Raw genomic sequence first — 20,038 nt, 5'->3', positions numbered from 1 at the left:
AAGATACGGGAAACCCAAGAGACGAATAAGACCGTCATTGCTGTAGTTGAAATTGGAAGCCCCTTTTTCAGCGAAGCAAAAAGGGGTACTTCACGCCCACAGCTTCGTTGATGGAATTTAATCCGTTTTGTTCTAGTTTGGAAACCAATCCGGCTAGAATACGGCTTACCATCTGTGGGCCTTCATAAATCCAGCCTGTATAAATTTGGATCAGGCTAGCACCAGCAGTAATTTTTTCCCAAGCATCCTCTGGGGAAAAAATGCCACCAACGCCAATAATTGGGATTTCTCCTTGGGTTTGCTGCCAAATAAAACGAATTACCTCAGTGGAGCGATCGCGCAATGGTTCACCACTAATTCCGCCAGCTTCTCCTTGGGGTGATTTGCCAGTTTGGTCAATCACCTGGGTTTTCAGTCCATCACGCCTGATGGTGGTGTTAGTGGCAATAATTCCTGCCAGTTGGTAGGTTTTAGCTAAAGAAATAATGTCAGCGATCGCAACGTATTCTAAATCTGGCGCTATCTTGACAAAAATTGGTTTATGTGCAGTATTTTCTTGCTGTAATAAATTCAAGATGGCACTGAGCATAGAGGCATCTTGGAGCGATCGCAACCCCGGCGTATTAGGGGAAGAGACATTAACAACAAAATAGTCTCCCAAATCCTTGAGTAAGCGAAAACTATCAAGATAATCTTGTGCGGCTTCTTCTAGAGGAGTTACCTTAGATTTACCCAAATTTATCCCTATGGGTATTAAGTGGGTTGACTCCTGTTTTTCCTTTATCAAACGTGCTGCCATTGCTGCTGCACCAAGATTATTAAAGCCCATCCGATTAAGAGCAGCTTTATCCAACGGCAAGCGAAACAAACGGGGACGCGGATTTCCTGGTTGTGCGTGAAAAGTTACAGTTCCTAGTTCCGCAAAGCCAAAACCCAGATTAGACCAAATACCAGCAGCTACTCCATCCTTATCGAAGCCAGCCGCTAACCCTACAGGATTTGGAAAGTTTAGCCCAAACAAATTTTGTTCTAGGCGCGAATCGTACAGACATAAAGATTTTTGTAAGCGTTGGTTTGCCCAACTAGCAGGGGTTTGTGATAGCCAGCTAAAACTGCGAATCGTCTGCTGGTGTAACCACTCTGGGTCTGTTTTTACTACATTGAACAAAAGCGGACTAATTGCAAATTTATAAATATCCATTAGCTTTTTTGAAGAATAACTCAAAATTCAGCAGTCAGAATTAACTCCAGAATTTTGTACAAATGGGTAATAATTAAATGTACTGAGATAAGCGATCGCCGCGAAAAGTTGGTTAATTATCAGACTATTGGTAGTTTACAGGAGTATGTTTTAGTTTCGCAACATGAGATGAAGATGGAAGTTTATCGGTAAGATTTGCAACATAATTGGACAAAGAAGATTTTGGGAAGTGAGGATAAGTTTGTTTTAAATTCGGTCAATTTATCGCTAACGATGACAGATATCTATGAGGATATTTTTTGATTTAGCGATGTCTGCGACGGGCTATGCCTAAGCTAAACCTGTGTAATTGATTTTGAGACTGATTCACTGATTCGTTATAATATTAGACGATAAACTTTGCTAAAGAGCGCAAATACTATGACTAGCCGCGAGCAGCTTATCCAAGAACTTGCAGATGTTCCAGATGAGTTAGTTAAAGTAATGTTAGATTTTTTGCATCGGGTTCAGACAACGCGTAGTCATCATCCTCTAGCGAAATTTGCTGGTATTTTGAGTGATGATGAGGCGGCTGATTTACAGGAAACAATTCAAGCTGATTGTCGTCAGGTTAATTTAAATGAGTGGTGAGATTGCATTAGATACTTCTGTTGCAATACGTTTTTTGAATGGTGATCCTGATGTTGTTTCAAGGGTGTTGGCGTTACCAGAAATATTTTTGTCGGTGGTAGTAGCGGGAGAGTTACTGTTTGGGGCTGAGAACTCGACTCGGCCGTTGAAAAATCTTCCTCGATATTTCGAGTTTATGGAAGTTTGTACGGTTGTGCCTGTGGAAAAGAGAACGGCAGTTATCTATGCTCAGACTCGTTCGGCTTTGAAGCGCAAAGGACGACCAATTCCTATGAATGATGTTTGGATTGCAGCGCATTGTCTGGAACATGGCTGGGTGCTTGTGACCGATGATTCAGATTTTGATTATAATGATGGCTATTATGTTTTGCGATCGCCTTTTCGCATCATCTCAATGCGCGTTGGCGCAGCCCGCCGCAGGCATCGCCTAAGTCCACAATATCCAACAGCGATGCCTACGGCGGTAAACTACGCAACTATGATTCAGTTTATTCTTCATAATGCCCACCAATTGCGATGATGTATATATTTTCTTCATCAAAACTATAGATTAATCGATCTTTATCAGATAGTCTTCGTGAATAATATCCAGCTAATTCATACTTCAAAGCTTCAGGTTTTCCTGTTCCTTGTGTGGGATCTCCTCTTTGCATTTCTTTGATAATATTAAACAATTTTTTGTGAATAATTTTATTGGTTTCTCTTAAATATTCATAAGTTTGCAGAGTGTCCTCATGAAATACGATTGATCGCATGATGCTTCTGTTTGTGGGTTTCGATTAGTAATTGAATTTGTGGAATCAGTTCTGGATTGTTTAAAATATAGTCGAAATCAATCGAATGGATTAGTTGGTTAGGGTGTGATTTTTGGGAATTATGCTTGAATTGCTCGATCTGTTGCATTAGACGCGAGTTACCTAAGACATATTCGGTTTCTTGATGGGTATCCATAAGGTTTAGTAGATTTTATAGGCTACGTTTATGTTTTTAGCATATCTGATAATTCGTTGAAAAGCGATCGCCTAAGTCCACCATATTCAAGAGCGATCGCCTATCACCACTACTTGAACACACTTACAGTAAACCTAGATAGATCAAAAACTTTTACACCTAACATTAAGCTACAGGTGTTTTTTTATGATTTCGTTTTTCTTCTCTTTAATCAATTTTTTAAAATCCTTAGCATTCATATTGGCTGCAAAAACTTGAGTAATCATTTATTGCTTGTTTACGCCGATTTAGCGATCGTATATGAAATGCAGGAAGCCAAAGCACTGCCAGAAATGAATAGAGTTGACACTCTGCGGTCTAAAGACACGAAGATTCTCTAAGACTTGACTTAAAAGGGATAGTCAAATATCCCCCTACACGCTTAAAACAACTAAGCTGTCGTGCATTTAATTTGCACAGCTAGGGCGGGCAAGATGCCCACCCCACAAGAGATTTATTTTTTTGAGGATGCAAATTAAAGTATTTTCAGCTTACCAGTACGAGAGGTATTGCAATTGCGCTTACTTTTTAATTGCCTCTGCTTTCCGAGTCCATCAATGTTTGGGTGGTATACGCTCCATGTTTTCCCATTACTTGTTTACCCAGGGCTGTAACTCGTACAGGTACGAGATAAATCAGGGGTCACTCCTTACAAAACACTTCTTAGCGCAGATGGTTATTCCTACTCACAATTTAATTTTATCATTTTTCACGGTGGTTAAAACCACTCGTGGCGTGTTTCCTCCACAGCATGACAGTCAAGTGGCGTATCCTCTCGACCCGCGATGTTTTTGTGAAAAATTTGACGTACTCAAAACCGCTTCATGCACGCAAAACTTATGCTTATGGCATTCGCTGTCAGCTAAATGCTCATGTATGGGTCATTTTGCTAGTTTGGCTAAAATTTTTGTTTTGTAGGCTCTTTTTTGGTGAAGGTATTGTTACTGTTAAGTAGTTATGGGTACATAACCGCCTATTAAGCTGTTCAGGTTCAAGATTAAACACTTGTGGCAATATTACTCAGGGTAGTTTTCTGGGCATCTTATATATTACAAGTTATGTTAACCAATAAATCAGATGGGGCAGCCACAAAAACCTATAGCCGCCGAACAGCAGATCCTCTCTTTGGGGCGCGTCCTCCAGAGCCTTAGAGAAGAAGATGATGTTGACGTTCTGATTGAAACTACCATTTCTTATCTTAAAGAACAGTTTGATTACAGACTGATTTGGATTGCTCTTTACGATCGCCTAAATCACATATTATTCGGCAAAGGCGGTATTACACCAGAGCGTGACACCAGTTTTTTATACCAAAGAGTTGTTCTTAGTCCTGGGGATCTATTAGAGCAAGTAGTGATTGAACAGCATCCTTTGGGCATAGCTGATTTACAAACTGAAATCCGCGCTGCTGAATGGCGCAAAATTGCTGAAAAATTGCAGATTCAAGGAACGATTATTTTACCAATTCGCTATAAAGATCGTTGCTTAGGTTTGCTGTTACTGGGTTCAGAACGCTGGGGCTATCTACTGACAGGAGAAGCAAAAGCACGATTGATGATGGTTTTAGGCGAACTAGGGGCAGCGCTTTATCAGCAGGAGATGGATAAACAGCAAAAGCAAACCAAGCGAACTGATGAGCCATTATTAGAACTGCTTGGAAATTTACGCACCCTCAGTAACCTTAATCAAAGACTGGAAGCAGGCGTACAAGCAACTCATAAATTTGTCTCCCCTAGTCGGACAAACGTTTACTGGTTTGATCGGGAAGGGCGCTATTTTTGGTGTCGGATGAGCAATCAGCTTGTCAAAAGCGATCGCAATTCTAGCACTCAGCAAGCGGCGGGAATGACTGTACAGGACTTGAGCGACTTTTATTATGCTTTGGCAGTGAACCAAATTGTCTCAATTGGCGATGCACGCAGTTCTTTGAAAAGCCATTTTACGGCAAAATTACTGCAACGCCTGAAAGTGCGATCGCTCTTGGCTGCTCCAATCATCTGGCAAAAGAACTTGCTGGGTTTTCTGGCGGTGGAAAGCAATGAACCTCGAATCTGGACAGAGGCAGACAAAAATTTTGTTCAGGGTGTGGCTGGTTTAATTTCCCTGGTTGCACCTAACGAAAGCATGGAAAGTACTATCAAACAGATTCAAGAAGATGCCCAACTAACTAGTCAAGTTGCCCAAGGTATCTATAGCGAACATGAACTTCAGGAAACTTTACAAAACTGTGCTAAAAAAGTTTTAGCTCGACTAACAGCTACTCGTTTTTTGCTGTTGCAATACGATCCCGAACAGAATAATTATCAATTTATTTACCAAAGTCAGCCCCATAATCGTCGCGCGTTGACATTTAACCTGAATATTCTCAAAGAATTAGATGAGCAGCTTTTGCAACGTGCAACTGAAGCGGTAGAAATTGAGAATTTAGATGAAGATTTACGCTTTTTTAACTGGCGACCCTTGTTATTAGAAAGTGGGGTGCGATCGCTACTTATTTGTAAATGCACTCACGGTCATGTCCCAGCAGCACTTTTGGTCATCACTCACGAAACCCATCGTTCTTGGACAACTCTCGAAAAAGAGTTACTGTGGGCTGTTAGTCAACAAATTGGTGTGATTGTTCGTCAGTGGCAATTGCACAACCGTACTACCCAGCAGCAAAAAACTTCCCAGGCTTTTGAGCAATGCCTCAACATCTTGACACAAACCCAGAACAGCAAAATTGAGGTTGAAAAAAATCGTTTAGAACGAACAGCACTCGAACAAATAGCATCAATTCTGGGTTGTCCCCTAGCATTACTACTATCTTGGTCGCCTGGTGAAAATTTGGCAGAAATTATCCCTGGAGTCATTGACAATAGCCAATTTGGGATTTTTTCCGATGCACCTATTTCTATCCAGTCTGAAGCCCTAATTCAGTGGGCACTGGTTACAGAAAATTACCTGACTTTGAAGGTGGATAATTTACCCCCAGAAACTCGAAAATGGTTAAATACTCCAGATAAAGGTCAAATTTTGGTGATGGCATTACGTACTAATGCTGATTATGAAATCACAGGAGTAGTGTTGTTAGCAGACTATCACGAGCGTCGCTGGTCAGAACAAAACCTGAATGCGATCGCAACTCTGGTTAATCAATTAGCTTGGTGGCGTCGTCAAAAGCAAATTAACCGACTTCTAGAGTCTACAACAGAGGAATTACGACAACTCAACTGGTACAAACATCGTCGCCTAGAGGAAATTCAAAGAATAACAGCGTTATCTCTGAAACAAATACATGATTTGGGCATTCCTGCTAATGAACTGACTCAGATGCGCTACCAGCTATTGCTAAGACAATTAGACCACACAGCCACTTCCATGAGTGGAATGCTCAAACTTGAGAACTGGCAGCTACATCTTAGTTGGGAAACTATGCCCATAGCCAGTTTACTAAAGCGATCGCTCGAACGCATCGAAAATTTACTTCATAGACAAAAGCTGTGGATTGGTGTACATGGCTTGGGACAATCAATTGATGAGCCAGAACCGCCCAAGAACTCTGCATTAGCTAGAAGCGTTCCTACTTCCACCCCTCAATCCGCAATGGCGATCGCTGGTGATATTGTCAAAATTGAATTAGTTATCCATGAATTATTAATTACTGCCTGTAACCGTTCTCCAATGGGCGGCAGAATTGACATTTGGTGTCGCCGTTTAGATCCGTCAAAACCCTCAGAGGCAAAGTATTCTTCTACAAGTGGCGGCACTGAACATCAGAAATCCCTAGAACTGTCGATTACATATAACGGTGCGATGGAATCACAGCTACTCACTGAACTACATGATAATACACCCAAAGATGTGCTTGCTCCCTCCAAGCTCGACCAACCACCAGCTTTACATCTACTAATCTGCCAAAACCTCATGCTGGAATTGGGAGGAGAGTTAAATTTCTATCAATTACCAGACAATCGGGTAGTTAGCCGCTTGCTTTTGCCGTTAGCTGTTTATGATTCTTAGTAGTCTGTCAAACCGATTTTGACGCTTGGAGAGACGCGATAAATCGCCGTCTCTACAGAAGATTTATTCGTCAATTAGTTCTTGAAAGACTACTACTGGAGCTTTCTATAAGCTCAAACGCTTATCCCACAGGCTTTTTCCCTACCCTTATTAAGGCTATAGTGTATACATACAGTGTATTGCGAGTAAATGAAGTACACGGGTAGGGGCACAACATGTTGTGCCCCTACGATGATCTGTACCTCACGCCTGTTGCAATCTACTGTAAGTCATCGAATTACCCAAAATAAAAGAAAAACCTCACCCTGCCCTATCTTTAATCCCTCTCCTTACGAAGGAGAGGGACAGGTTTTGCATAGTAAAACCAGGGTGAGGTTTCTCAGAGGCTACAAGGCTGATTTAGTTGGTTTTTCCAGAGCAATTTTTTCTAATTCAAATATTTGAACAACCAAACATCCTCTGTACTACCCATGCACGACGTATTCAAACATGCTATTTAAGTCCGTAAAAACTCTCGATAAATCTGAGCTATTCTCAACTAAGCTTGGTATGTAATATAACAAGATAGTGAATATTTAAAGGAAATATCTTATGGATAAGCCCAGTGGCGAAATTGATAAACTCCAATATCAAGTGATGACTCTAGAACGGCCAAAAAAGCTCAAAATCTTGGTAGTTGACGATGAGCCAGATAACCTCGATTTGCTTTATCGCACATTTCGACGCGACTTTAATGTTCTGAAAGCTGATAGTGGGGTGAATGCCCTACAAGTTTTGGCAGCAGAAGGGGAAGTAGCGGTGATTATTTCCGATCAACGAATGCCAGAAATGAAAGGAACTGAATTTCTGAGTAAGACTGTACCTCAGTTTCCCGATACGGTGAGGATAATTCTCACCGGATTTACTGATATTGAAGACTTGGTAGAAGCAATTAATGCGGGGCAAGTCTACAAATATATCACCAAGCCTTGGGATCCAGGGGAACTGAAGGCAGTGGTGCAAAGAGCCGCAGAAACCTACGACTTGCTTAAGCAACGTACAGAAGAATTACGCCGCGCTCATGCTCAAATGGCGCTGTTGAGTGTTTTGGTACAGGTAACTCAAGCAGCTTCTAGCTTAGAGGAAACTCTCACCCCGATCGCTAAGGCTGTGAGTGAGACTTTTGGGGCAGAAGGCTGTATCCTCCAGCTTACAGATGGAAATAATCTGGTTACGACTCAAGGAACTTACAGCGAAACAGGTACAATAGAAAACTGGCTATCTGAAGACTCGCTAACAACAGAAGCGATCGCCACTGGGCAAATGCAAGTCTCCTTAAATGTACTTAAAGATACTAAGTTAGTTGACGCAATTCATTACAAAAATACGGGTGTGCAAGCACATTTAGTTATCCCAATTAGCTACCGTCATAAACTTTTGGGCGTATTGTCGCTACAGTGGAAACAACCCTGCACTTTGCGGGACGATGAATTAATGCTAATTAATTTATCAGCCGAATTAATAGCGATCGCTCTTACTAGTAGTTGCTGCCATCAAACCATTGTGTAGTTGTCATTAGTCCTTTGTCATTTGTCCCTTGTCCTTTATCCTTGACAAATGACCAATGACTAATGACTAATTGACCAATGACTAACGAAATTCAGTCCATTTTTAACCGTATTGCCCCAGTTTATGACCAATTAAACGATTGGTTAAGCTTGGGACAGCATCGAATCTGGAAGGAAATGGCAGTTAAATGGAGTGCAGCTAAATCGGGTGATACTGTACTAGATTTGTGCTGCGGTAGTGGTGATTTAGCCTTACGTTTGGCAAGGCGTGTGGGAGCAACAGGAAAGGTCTATGGAGTTGATTTTTCCTGCAACCTGCTAGAAACTGCTTCATTACGTTCCCAAAGACAGTACCCTCAACCTGCAATCGCCTGGGTAGAAGCCGATGTGCTAAATTTACCCTTTGAGGATAACCAATTTAATGCCGCAACAATGGGCTATGGTTTAAGAAATGTTAAAGATATTTCCCGCAGTCTCCAAGAGTTACACCGGGTTTTGAAGCCAGGCGCTAAAGCCGCAATCTTAGACTTTCATCGACCGAGCAATCCTCAGCTACGTGCTTTTCAGCAGTTGTATCTGGACGGTTTTGTAGTGCCAGTTGCCAATTATTTAGGCTTAAAAGAAGAATATGCTTATATTAGTCCCAGCCTAGAGCGCTTCCCCATTGGCAAAGAGCAAGTAGAGTTAGCGCGTCAAGTTGGTTTTGCTATTGCCACACACTACCCCATTGTGAACGGTATGATGGGAGTGCTAGTGCTTAGTAAGTTAGGAATTATTAGTTAAAAGTTATGATTATGAGTAGTGATAAATTCTCATTGAAAATTTATCATTCCTAACTACTAACTCTAAGCTCTAAACTCCTAAATTTTTTAATTCTTCCCTTGGACTGGTCTCATCTTTGGCTTTATGTGTCTCCCCCGGTACTGGGTGGAATTATTGGCTATTTCACAAATGATATAGCCATCAAAATGTTGTTCCGTCCTTACCGAGCAATTTATATTGCTGGACGAAGAGTACCCTTTACCCCTGGTTTGATTCCCCGCAACCAGGAACGTCTGGCTCTGAACATTTCTAAGACAATCATGGGGTCATTATTGACACCCCAAGAATTGCAAAATCTCGCACGTCGTTTGTTGCAAACAGAACGAGTCCAATCGGCAATTCTCTGGTTGTTGCAGCTGGCGATTGAACAAATCAAAACAGATAATAACCAAAAAAGTGTCAAAATTGTAGCCGGAATTTTACGGGATTTGCTAGGGGAATCTCTACCAAGATTACTCAAGGTTTTAGCGCGACGTGAAGACTTTTTGGAAGCGCAGATAAATCAAATTTTTGACCAGATACTGCTGGAATTTCAACTCAGTGAAGAACAAGCCACAAGGCTCGTTGATTGGTTATTAGAAGTAGTTTTACCGCCGGATCTGTTGCGCCAAGCAATAGTTGATTTTTTGACCGATCGCACCATTCAAATTATTGATGAAGGCTTCCGCGAAAAAACTAGTGGAACTTATTGGGTAGTAGCAAATTTGTTTGGCTTACGTAATACTCTGACAAGGTTACGGACTTTTTGCTTAGATGAAAAAGAGGCTGCAAATACTCGCTTGGAGGAATTAACTCAAGGTTTGCAGATGCGCGATCGCATCAAGAAATTATTGCAAAATTTATCATTACAAAACTTGCCGATGGGTACGGTGCGCCAACTGCGAAAGACTACCCGCGAAAGTGTCCGTCATTACCTACAAAACAGTGGCAGCGATTTTTTACAAGGATTAACTGATTCTGTTGATTGGGAAAATATTGCTGTAGTCCTGCTGAATCGTCTTAGTACTTCACCTGTTGTCAGTACTTCTTTAGAAGTTATGAGTCAAGAGTTGGCTCTAATTTTAGATAAGTATTTGGAAAAAGATTTGGAGGTAATTGTAGCACAGGCTATTCCGATTTTATCGATAGATCAAGTGATAGTTGACCGCGTGAAATCAACTTCGCCGGCTGAATTAGAAGCTGCTATTGAGGGAATTGTTAAAAATGAATTGCAGGCCATTGTAACTTTAGGTGGTGTTTTGGGTTTTGTCATCGGGTTATTGCAGACAGTGTTTTTAATAGTCAGTCAATATTAATTTTCTTTCTGCCTATAAAGTTCGATGGAATTATAATAGCAAATTAGCTATATTCTGAAGCAAGTCAAATTCAGCGATCGCCTTTGATAAATCAAATTATTCGGAACTCATTCCTTAATTTTGAAGGCTTGTTCATTTACGATCTATTCAGAGATTTTTACATCTGTAACAACCTACATCTATCTTAAGATACATAATTTCCCCAATTACTCTATCGGTTGATAGAAGTCAAAAAGAATACACTATTGTTAGTTTATGTAATAGCTGAGTCAACTACAAGCGGGAAATAAAACTATGAGTATCGAGAAAAGAATAGAAGCTACTGCAAAAAATATTGAAGGAAAAATCCAAGAGGTTGTCGGTGAAATCACTGGTAATCCACAAGAGAAAGCTGAAGGACAAGCAAAGCAAGCTGAAGCTCAAGTTTCTCACACTGTAGAAAACATCAAAGATGAAGTGAAGAAAGTTGTAGACTAATTTCGCTTATACAGTACAAATAGCAATATTAGCTATGATTTTCTCCTAATCGTTGAACATTAATTACTCCACTAGCTTTGAGTTAGTGGAGTTTTTATATTTGTGCAAAACTATAAAATGGTAAAATATCAAGAATTATTGGGAGGAATCAATCGTCATGACTTTTATTGTTGCGAAATGGACGATTGAAGAATATCACCGCATGATTGATGCTGGCATTTTGAGCGATCGCAAAGTTGAACTACTTAAGGGGGAAATTGTCGAAATGTCGCCGGAAGGGGAACCCCATGCTTATTGTAGTGATGAAGCTGGTGAGTATCTCGCAAAGTTATTGGCTGAACACGCCAAAATTCGTGAAGCCAAGCCTATCACCTTACCGAATGACTCGGAACCAGAGCCAGATATTGCCATTGTCCAACGTTTAGGACGCGAGTATCGAGAGCATCATCCCTATCCAGAAAATATTTTTTGGTTGATTGAGTATGCTAACTCCAGTTTAGAAAAAGATTTAGAGAGAAAAAGCAAAATCTACGCAGAAGCAGGTATTTTAGAGTATTGGGTTGTGAATCTCAAAAAGCTTCATTTAGTGGTGTTTCGAGAAATCTTAGATGGAGACTACGCGACAAAACTAACATTGACTACAGGAACAATTCAACCGCTAGGATTTCCAGATATTTCTGTTGCGGTGGAACAGATTATTAATAGTTAAGTTAATTGAAATATCATCCGGTTGGGTTAATGTTTTATCCTGTCTAAATAGGAATAAAAAAATCATATTGAGTAAATATATCTCACTGAAAATATCAAATTCCATGACTTTTACCAACTACCCAATTACGTCGGAAAAATCGGGCTAAAGCTGATTCTTCTAAAGATAAATAAATTGGTCTTCCGTGGGGACAGGTGCGAGGGTTGCGAGTACGTTGCCAATTATCTAAAAGCGTCTGCATTTCTTCTTGGTTCATGGGTGTACCATTACGAATGGCACTGCGACAAGCAACAGCTACTTGAGCGGTTTGTAAATCGCCTCCCCAACTAAGCTCTAAAATTGCTTCTGCACAGTCGTCTCGCTGTTGCAAAGGTGCAGGTATGTTTCGGACAGCCCAAAGTTGCTCGCCAAAGGGTTCTATGTCTAAACCGATGCGTTGCAGTTGCGATAATTGCGCTGGCGACAATTGATAAAGAATAATTGGCGGTTCGACGGGTATAAGTTGCCAATCATCACACAATTGCTCATACAAAACTCGCTCATGGGCAATGTGCTGTTCTACTAACCACATTCCCCCAGAATGTTCCGCCACAATATAGGTGTTGCTAACTTGAGCAACAGCTTTTAATGAGTTAGGAGTTGGGAGTGAAGAGTTAGGAGTTTTAGGATTGAAATTATAGCCGCCTTTAGCTTCTGCGGCTTTGAGTAATTTACTAACTCTTGTTGTGTGGACAGCTTCTTTAAGATTGTTAGAAGAAATGCTGAGGGCTTGGTTAATTGCTTGGGTAATTTGCTCTTGCCAATAAATGATTTCGTTGAGGTAAATTTCTGTTTTTGCTGGATTGCGATTCCAGTTAATTTGGTCGGGAGAGATGGCTAGGTGTAAGAAACAAATTGGATAGCGATCGCGTGGTAATGTTCTGTGAAATGCTGATAATATCGTTTGCTCTAGTTCCGGTGTCTTAACCATCCGTCCGTTAATGGCTACACGTACCCAATCTGGACGATGACGATGACAGCGATCGGGTAATCCTACCACTAAATTTAGTGAAGAGTGGGGAGTGGGGAGTGGGGAGTGGGGAGTGGGGAGTGGGGAGTTAGGAGGATTGGGTATTTGGAGTTTCACTTCTTGCAAATCACCTTGTCGCACCTGGGGTAAAATCTGCGGTAGGAGTTGCCCAGTTGTCGCAGCCGGAGAGATGGTGAACCATTGACGGTCATTTTGCGAAATCTGCCAGGTGACGTGAGGATGACATAAGGCGATTTGTTGAATTGTGGCTTGCACGGCTTTCATTTGCTGTGCAACTGTGGGTAATCCCTGACGGCGTGATGAGCAGTTACCGAAAAGATTAGAAACTGTCACCACTGTACCAGGTGCGATCGCAGTTACTTCAACTTGCACAACTTCCCCACCATCGCCGTAGCTAATCCGCCATCCTAATTTTCCATCCACAGGACGACTCAAAATTTCCAAATCTGCCAGAGTTGTTAAGCTATGTAACGCCTCACCACGAAACCCCAAACTGTTAATTTTCCATAAATCGGCACTAGAGTGAATTTTACTGGTGCTGTGGGCTGTGGCTGCTTGTTGCAAGTCATCTAGGTTCATTCCATAGCCATTATCTGCAACGCGAATTCGCCATTGCTGCGGCCATAGAGAAACCACAATTCTCGTTGCACCTGCGTCTAGGGAATTTTCTACCAATTCCCGCACCACAGAAGCTAAAGAGTCGATAACTTCACCAGCTGTAATAAGATATACGACTTCTGTTGGTAGAGCTTGAATAGTAGATGCCATAAATTATAGTTTATAGCTTCTGTGGCTAAGGGAAGTGGGGAGAGAAAACAATTCAAAATTCAAAATAAACTTCTAGAAAAAATCTAATCAGCGAAAAATAAACCACAAATAAACACCGATAAACAATCTGCGTCCATCTGTGGTTTAATCTGTAAAGCATTGTTTTTGCCAGATAATTGTGCATTACAGCTTTGTCTAAAGCATCAGACAAATCAGCGATCGCAACACTCAACATTAATTAACGTTAATTACTATCCCTGATTGCCAAAACTTTCGGTGGTTCGGGTTTGAGCAAATCGTTCAACAAAGATGCAGGACGTTCACTGTAAGGCCAAGCGAAAGCATGACGGAAAGCTGCATCCTGACAAGCTTGTAGTTGTTCAAAACTGATAATGTCGTAAGTCAAGAGATTTTCATACTCAAACGGTAGACGTACATTATGTAATCCAGCATTATCAGTACAGATAGCAATATCTACCCCAGCATCAAAACAACGGTCAAAAACTACTTTGAGTTGACGGATATCTTGCAAAGTACCAGTTTTTATGTAAGTTGTGGGACAAATCTCTAAACATTGCCCGCGTCTTGCGACATCATTAAGTAACTCTGGATACAGTAGAGGGATTTGGATACCGTGACCGATTCGCATGAGATAGGGTAACAGTTCGGGATAACAACCGGCGGTGGTTTCATATAGATGTCCCGTGGTGTTAACGCCTAGCGATCGCGCATAATCATATAAGCTAATCCATTCTTCTAAGCGATCGGCATAATAGCTATCACCGCCAGCTACATCCACTGCACAGACATACTGCTTATTTTGTGCCGCCAAATCAATAATCGCCTTGTTCACCTCATAAGGTAAGCGCGTGTGCATACAAAGAATTTGGCTAGTAACAATCGGATGTTCTGGCTGGTGGCTAGCAAGTCCTACTACTTTCACAATTTCAGCCATCTTGTCAATTCTTTCGGATTGACTCAGATGCTCAGGTGTTCGTAAATAGGGAGTGTAGCGTAGTTCCAAATAAGCCAAATTTTCAAAAATGTAAGCACCCCGCACCAAGCGATAGATAAAGTAAGGCAAAGTCTCCACAGTTTGCACACTTTCTACCAGGGTGTGTAATTCTAGATACTCATCTAAACTGTTGCGTGGACGAGTATAAAAATCTTCAAATTCTGAATAGTCAGCAAAACGGGAAATCAACTCCGAAGAATGTCGCTCAAAATATCGCCATAGAACTCGCGGTACAACGGAACCGCCCAGATGTCTATGTAATTCAGCATATAAAGCCATAGTGTTACTTTTAGGTAAAAATTTCAATAATTGTAACAAAAACATAGAAACAAAAATCTCTACCCAAAAAAATTAGGGCAAAAGGCTTATGTCGTAGTAAAGGATGGCGAAAATTTGCCTACCATTTAGAAAAAGAGTTAAGCCCCAAATCTTGTTAATTGAGATGCTAGCTGGATTTATGCCGCGCTGTAACAGAGGGGCTACAAGCATCCTTATTTTCTCCAAGTCCAGCATGTAATAGAGTTTTGAGTATAAATCAACTTGACATTATTAAGATGAAATTGATACCATTTAAAAGCCTTAGTTTTTGTGCTATACTGAAATAAATATTTAAATTGTCTAGCGAGTGAAATATAGTCATGTATTTTTCTTTAGCTAAACAAAATCTTGGGCGAGGTTGATATTAAGTGAAAATTCAAGCGTTGGATGTCAAGGCTGGCGATCGCATCATTGCTTACTGCAACAACAAAATGCAAACCTGCAAGGTAAAACGCATCTTAGATCCTGGTCAAGCTAATATCACACTATCAGTATTCACCTCTGAGAATTATCGCGGTTGCTCAGTTTCATCTATAGTGCGCTTCCAATCGAACGCCTTAGTTGATTTGGTAAATGAAAATTAAGGTAGCATTAAATTTCAAAAATATTTGTAGCAATTGTGCATCTGTAAGCTAGATTTAGTTTTTGTTAAAAGTGCAATTGTAAATACCAATCTGGGAAAATTTATGTTATCCCAATCCCTGACTTGTTCGATAAGTTGGGGATTTAACTTTGGATGAAATATTTAGGACTACTCTATGCATTTTCATCGAGAATTAGTATAGCTTTTCCTAATCAAATGAGGTACATCATAGCCCCCTCTCGAAGAGCAGGGAGGGGGTTGGGGGTGGGGTTCTTTTCTTATACTTCACTCAACTGAGAACCGCTATATTAGGAGTTATGCAAAGAATAGCTAGTCTGCACCAACACTACCTGCGATCGAGGTAGATGCAAAGAAATTAATTCTTTCACGCAAATTAAAAGGAGGAATTAATCCTCCTTTTAATCTGGTTTCACAGACAGCTATCCTCAACTAAGAAGTTATAAGCTATACACCTACAGGAGTCTTAGCCCCTGCTGCTGGCTTTTTACCATCTGGATCTAATGCCTCTCCTTCAATAAATGAACGCAGCATCCAAGCTATCTGCTCATGTTCTTCCATGAGTCCAGTTAAAAAGTCAGCAGTTCCTTGATCGTGAAACTTATCACCAGACTGATCTACATGGTCTCTTAAGTTACGAATAACCTGCTCGTGGTCTTGCACTAGATTAGCTACCATCCCCGTTGCTGTAGGAACATTACCAGCATGTTCCTTGAGCGTAGCAATCTTGAGAAAACCTTCCATTGTGCCAACTGGATAACCACCCAAAGCCCGAATCCGCTCTGCCAAGGCATCAATATTTAGAGTCAGCTTTTGGTAGTGTTCTTCCCAAAGCTGGTGCAAAGAGCGGAACTGAGGGCCAACGACATCCCAGTGATACTTTTTGGTTTTCACCAACAGTAAATAGGCATCTGCCAAATCTTGATTTAACAGATTAATTACACCTTCACGCTGTTCTTCAGTCAAACCAATGTTTATCGCACGCATTGTTTTCCATCCCTAAGCAAACTTATTTACCAATTTCTCAAATTTAATATACATTCCACATCAACCAAAGGAAACATTGTGAGTTTAAAATAATTACCTAATTCCTAATTCTGCCTATGTCTTAATAGGTAGTATTATGACAATGATCTATATAAATCCTAAATCATATCATGTCCGCCAGATTACCCATAATAAAAGAACCCCTCCCCGCTTGCGGGGAGGGGAGACAAAGCATAGCTTTGGCGGGGTGGGGTTCTTCGGGTTTAATAAGCCATCAAGCGGACGCGACAACTTTTACAAAGTTGGGGATCTGGACACCGCAAATTTTCACAAATTAGGTATTTTAGGGGAGCAAGTGCGTTGCGGAGCGAAACCCGCTCACGCGACTGGCTCCCCTACGAATCTTTTCAGAAATCAAAACGGATTCCTATATTTAGCGAACTTTATTCCTTTTTAATATCCAAACTAATTAGTAATGGATGAATGCTTTTACGCAATCACCCATTACTAACAAAAAATTAACAGAACTATTAATTTAGTTACTTACCCGTAACTTTTTCCAGTACGTTCTTTATATTTTCTTCTACAGTGGTTGCACTCTGGGAATTTTCTGGACGCTTCTGCTTCTCAATATCAGCATCTCCCTGAACTTCATTCAGTCCTTTGTTAGATTCCTTTTGAACCTTTTTCAATCCTGCTGGTGGTTCTTTAGCAGCTTTATCGGTTTTGCGTTGAATTTCAAGCAGTTGTGTAGTACCTTCGGTAGGATCGCTTTGATAGCTATCCATCGCAAAAGCAGGAAAAGCACTGGATAACAATAGTATCGCGCAAGTAAAAGCCACCACCAAAAAACGTACTGGGCTTAAGATAGATAAAACAGAAGCAACAATCTTCATTTGAAATCCTCAATAACAGCTTGAACAACGCAGAACTTTCAGTGATAGAGCAGAAGCTTATAACTTTAAATTTGGCAAATTTGAGCAAGAATAAAACTAGCAAGCTACGCTTCAATCTGGAAGTTCTTGTAAAACGAACCTGACGAAGAGTATGTATTTGTATTTCTGCATCGAATTAGCAAGGGATAATAGGCTTATACCACCTTAATTCTGTAGCAAAATTATTACATTCAATATTGATATTCTTCTCTCAAGGTTCGCTGTTTATACTTGTACTTGGAAAATGCTAAAGCCTGCATCAATCTCTAGAATGAACTTTCCTCTATCTATAGTTGTAATAAAAATCAGTCTCTAGATATATCGACTTACTTAATATAGTTGTGACATCTTAAATGACTTTAGTATAGATCCGCTTCGTAGGGGCAATTCATGAATTGCCCTTACGACGGATCTGGTTTTTCAAATCATCTATACTTGGTCTTTTCTGTCAATGCGTAAGTCCTAAATTATTCCTTTTTAATATGGAAAGCAAATTTTTTCTTTAAAACTGATAAGTCTGCCTTATTACCTCTTCTATTGAACTTCCATAATGAAACATTTCTATTAATTCATGGGATCTAGTTTTTCGGTTCGCCAACAGCACTTTTAACGGCGTTAAATACTGAACATCTGGATCATCTCCCAAAGCAACTTCAGCTGCTTGCAAGACTTTTGTCGCATTCTCAAAAATATCCTCGTTGTCAAAACCTTTTTTTGCAGAAATTTGATGTAATACTGCATCGGGTACGGTTACTCTACCCAGTAAAGTTTCATCTAATACCAAACCTTTTAATAAAGCCAGCAAAGCTGCGTAGATTAAAAAATTATCGCAACTATCACAAGCCTTAAATTCAATGCGTCCCACTTCAGCCGGAATGCGGGCAATTTTTGTTAAGGAAGGTATGCTATCAATTAGTTCTTCCTCTTTCTGAATAAAAACTAAGGCTGCTGGCCTTTTTCCGGTTCTGATAAATGTTCTTACTGATAACCCATCCCATAAACCTCCTTTATAAAAAGGGGAACTATAACTAAAAGGAACTATATAGGGACTGTAATAAGTTAACTTTCTGCCAATATCAATCACATTTTCAGTAGAAAAATCTGCCACTGAAATATTTAAATCTGGCCCATAAGAGACCATGTGAATATTAGCAGTTTGTTCGTCAGGATAAGCCTCTAGCTGTTTAATTTCATAATCGTTTAATGGGGGTTGAGGCTCAAAAGCTGGATTGTAGGGATTAAAACTTACCAAAACTGGTGACAAACCAAAGTTAGCAGCAACCTCACGTAGCAACTGAAAACTTGCTGATAATTCTGTAATAGCGCCTTGAATATCAGAATGTATAGTTGTTCTAATTTCAATACCTTTAACATGACAGTCTATAACTTCATCAGAATCTGCAAATCTTTCAAATCCCTCAATGTACCATCTTTTAATTTTAATACCCGCATCACCTACGCGCAGTTGAGGATAGTCGCTGGGATATGTGGGTAGCTTTTCAATAATTTGATTAAAATCAGCAAATTTTGTGTGGGAAAAATCAGCAAACTTTCCTTCTTTATTTAGGAAAGCAACTTCATGCTCAATGCCAAAGAAAAACATTATTAATACCTTTATTGCTGAGAGTTAACCTAATCCACCTAATAGATATTTCCAAAAATTAAATATGCTTTATCCAGAACTCTCAAAGAAACGTAGTAAGTAGGTAGGCATAATTAAATATAAGATCAAACCTCACCCTCAATCCCTCTCCAAAGTATCGGAGAGGGAAGCCGGAGGCAAGGTTAGGTTTGATATTTAATTTGACCCACTTACTTACGAATATTTGAGATACTCCAATCAAATTCACTTTAAATATAAAAATTGTCAATAATGACATAAATGGATTTTACCCTAAGATCGACTTTTGCGATTTGAAAATTTCTCTAATTTATTTTTCTCTGCTGTCCCTACTATCTTCCTAGTCACTGGTTAGGGTAGCTTAGTAGTGACTGAGGAAAGCTACCAGACGTGAGTTTATGACAAGTACCGTTCAATCCCCCTACAGCAGCGAACAGATTGCCGCTTGGTTGCGTGGACTGCTCACCATTGCTTGGGCAGATGGTAATTTTGATGCCCAAGAACAGGAATTAATAGCCAATATCACCAAAAATGAATTAGCTCCTAAGATTAAATGGGACTCATTAGAGGTAATTACGCCAGAGGAATTAGCCGCAGTGTTGGGGAAAGCTACACCCGCCGCAGAAAATTTCTTAAGGACAGCAGTGATGGTAGCGATCGCAGATGGCACTTATTCCCCCAGCGAAGATGAAGTGCTACATCAGTTCTGCCAAACCTTAGAACAGCCAGAGAAGTTACTAGAAGCCCTTCGCCACACCCTAGAACATCCACAGCAACTTACCCCTGCGATCGCCAGCCCTGGACTTACAAAGCCTCAAATTGATGCACTACACCCCCTGCGCGACTGGCTGGATGGTCTAGATATCCAAGACCCAAGAGTAGCCCGCTTTTTGTGTAAAATGATTCCCTCTCAGTGTCCCTTTGAGCAGGATGTCACCTTATTTGGACGCAAAATTGTCCACATCCCGCCGATGTGTAAAATTAACCCCTTGTATGAGCAACTGGTGGGCTTACGTTTCCGCGCCCTCTCTTATCTAGCAGATAAATGCGGTGAAGATGTTTCACCATATATTTAGTTAGAGTTAAGAGT

The 20,038-nt window shown here is 40.5% G+C and carries 19 protein-coding genes; 11 read left to right on the top strand and 8 right to left on the bottom strand.

Annotation, left to right across the window (positions count from 1 at the left end):
* Positions 1–67: 67 nt before the first annotated feature.
* Positions 68–1,201, bottom strand: a complete 1,134-nt coding sequence (locus tag V7K98_RS20195; RefSeq protein WP_335024965.1) for a quinone-dependent dihydroorotate dehydrogenase — start codon at positions 1,199–1,201, stop codon at positions 68–70.
* 420 nt (positions 1,202–1,621) lie between these two features.
* On the opposite strand from V7K98_RS20195, the gene V7K98_RS20190 reads away from it, so the two are divergent.
* Positions 1,622–1,831 (top strand): hypothetical protein, encoded by a 210-nt coding sequence (locus V7K98_RS20190; RefSeq protein WP_335024963.1) that lies wholly within the window; start codon positions 1,622–1,624, stop codon positions 1,829–1,831.
* Positions 1,821–2,351, top strand: a complete 531-nt coding sequence (locus V7K98_RS20185; RefSeq protein WP_335024961.1) for a type II toxin-antitoxin system VapC family toxin — start codon at positions 1,821–1,823, stop codon at positions 2,349–2,351. The genes V7K98_RS20190 and V7K98_RS20185 overlap by 11 nt, the downstream gene beginning before the upstream one ends.
* Here V7K98_RS20185 and V7K98_RS20180 read toward each other — a convergent pair.
* Complete coding sequence (locus V7K98_RS20180) at positions 2,320–2,586, bottom strand: Txe/YoeB family addiction module toxin (RefSeq protein WP_335024959.1); 267 nt, start codon at positions 2,584–2,586, stop codon at positions 2,320–2,322. The genes V7K98_RS20185 and V7K98_RS20180 overlap by 32 nt on opposite strands.
* Entirely contained in the window at positions 2,564–2,782 is a 219-nt protein-coding gene (locus V7K98_RS20175) for a hypothetical protein (protein WP_335024957.1), read from the bottom strand. The genes V7K98_RS20180 and V7K98_RS20175 overlap by 23 nt, the downstream gene beginning before the upstream one ends.
* A 56-nt stretch (positions 2,783–2,838) precedes the next feature.
* On the opposite strand from V7K98_RS20175, the gene V7K98_RS20170 reads away from it, so the two are divergent.
* From V7K98_RS20170 to V7K98_RS20140, 7 genes are all read left to right on the top strand, one after another.
* Complete coding sequence (locus V7K98_RS20170) at positions 2,839–3,162, top strand: hypothetical protein (RefSeq protein WP_335024955.1); 324 nt, start codon at positions 2,839–2,841, stop codon at positions 3,160–3,162.
* 736 nt (positions 3,163–3,898) lie between these two features.
* On the top strand, positions 3,899–6,823 hold the full coding sequence (locus tag V7K98_RS20165) for a GAF domain-containing protein (RefSeq protein ID WP_335024953.1): 2,925 nt from the start codon (positions 3,899–3,901) through the stop codon (positions 6,821–6,823).
* A gap of 591 nt (positions 6,824–7,414) precedes the next feature.
* Complete coding sequence (locus tag V7K98_RS20160; protein ID WP_335024951.1) at positions 7,415–8,371, top strand: response regulator; 957 nt, start codon at positions 7,415–7,417, stop codon at positions 8,369–8,371.
* A gap of 77 nt (positions 8,372–8,448) precedes the next feature.
* On the top strand, positions 8,449–9,153 hold the full coding sequence (gene ubiE, locus V7K98_RS20155) for a bifunctional demethylmenaquinone methyltransferase/2-methoxy-6-polyprenyl-1,4-benzoquinol methylase UbiE (RefSeq protein WP_335024949.1): 705 nt from the start codon (positions 8,449–8,451) through the stop codon (positions 9,151–9,153).
* Between the two features lie 98 nt (positions 9,154–9,251).
* Positions 9,252–10,487, top strand: a complete 1,236-nt coding sequence (locus tag V7K98_RS20150) for a DUF445 domain-containing protein (RefSeq protein WP_335024947.1) — start codon at positions 9,252–9,254, stop codon at positions 10,485–10,487.
* A gap of 294 nt (positions 10,488–10,781) precedes the next feature.
* On the top strand, positions 10,782–10,964 hold the full coding sequence (locus V7K98_RS20145; protein ID WP_335024945.1) for a CsbD family protein: 183 nt from the start codon (positions 10,782–10,784) through the stop codon (positions 10,962–10,964).
* A 157-nt stretch (positions 10,965–11,121) separates the two neighbouring features.
* Positions 11,122–11,673: a Uma2 family endonuclease gene (locus V7K98_RS20140; RefSeq protein ID WP_335024943.1), complete on the top strand. Its 552-nt coding sequence runs from the start codon at positions 11,122–11,124 to the stop codon at positions 11,671–11,673.
* 94 nt (positions 11,674–11,767) lie between these two features.
* Here V7K98_RS20140 and mutL read toward each other — a convergent pair whose 3' ends face one another.
* Together mutL and V7K98_RS20130 are read right to left on the bottom strand one after the other, a co-directional pair.
* Positions 11,768–13,471 carry a DNA mismatch repair endonuclease MutL gene (mutL, locus tag V7K98_RS20135; RefSeq protein ID WP_335024941.1) on the bottom strand — a complete coding sequence of 568 codons (1,704 nt, stop codon included), beginning with the start codon at positions 13,469–13,471 and terminating at the stop codon, positions 11,768–11,770.
* A gap of 244 nt (positions 13,472–13,715) precedes the next feature.
* Positions 13,716–14,765, bottom strand: a complete 1,050-nt coding sequence (locus tag V7K98_RS20130; protein ID WP_335024939.1) for an adenosine deaminase — start codon at positions 14,763–14,765, stop codon at positions 13,716–13,718.
* Between the two features lie 407 nt (positions 14,766–15,172).
* Between V7K98_RS20130 and V7K98_RS20125 the strand changes: the two genes are divergently transcribed.
* Entirely contained in the window at positions 15,173–15,388 is a 216-nt protein-coding gene (locus V7K98_RS20125) for a hypothetical protein (protein ID WP_322643659.1), read from the top strand.
* Between the two features lie 464 nt (positions 15,389–15,852).
* On the opposite strand, the gene V7K98_RS20120 is transcribed toward V7K98_RS20125, so the two are convergent.
* From V7K98_RS20120 to V7K98_RS20110, 3 genes are all read right to left on the bottom strand, one after another.
* On the bottom strand, positions 15,853–16,392 hold the full coding sequence (locus V7K98_RS20120; RefSeq protein ID WP_335024936.1) for a Dps family protein: 540 nt from the start codon (positions 16,390–16,392) through the stop codon (positions 15,853–15,855).
* A 539-nt stretch (positions 16,393–16,931) separates the two neighbouring features.
* Positions 16,932–17,288, bottom strand: coding sequence for a hypothetical protein (locus tag V7K98_RS20115; RefSeq protein ID WP_335024934.1), 357 nt, complete (start codon positions 17,286–17,288; stop codon positions 16,932–16,934).
* Positions 17,289–17,829: 541 nt separating this feature from the next.
* Positions 17,830–18,930, bottom strand: coding sequence for a glutamate-cysteine ligase family protein (locus tag V7K98_RS20110; RefSeq protein WP_335024932.1), 1,101 nt, complete (start codon positions 18,928–18,930; stop codon positions 17,830–17,832).
* A gap of 416 nt (positions 18,931–19,346) precedes the next feature.
* On the opposite strand from V7K98_RS20110, the gene V7K98_RS20105 reads away from it, so the two are divergent.
* Positions 19,347–20,024 (top strand): Mo-dependent nitrogenase C-terminal domain-containing protein, encoded by a 678-nt coding sequence (locus V7K98_RS20105; RefSeq protein WP_335024930.1) that lies wholly within the window; start codon positions 19,347–19,349, stop codon positions 20,022–20,024.
* Positions 20,025–20,038: the final 14 nt, after the last annotated feature.

The organism is Nostoc sp. (assembly GCF_036917435.1).
Lineage (GTDB): Bacteria > Cyanobacteriota > Cyanobacteriia > Cyanobacteriales > Nostocaceae > Nostoc.
The sequence above is the reverse complement of the archived record's forward strand: the minus strand, read 5'-3'. Positions and strand labels throughout refer to the sequence as shown.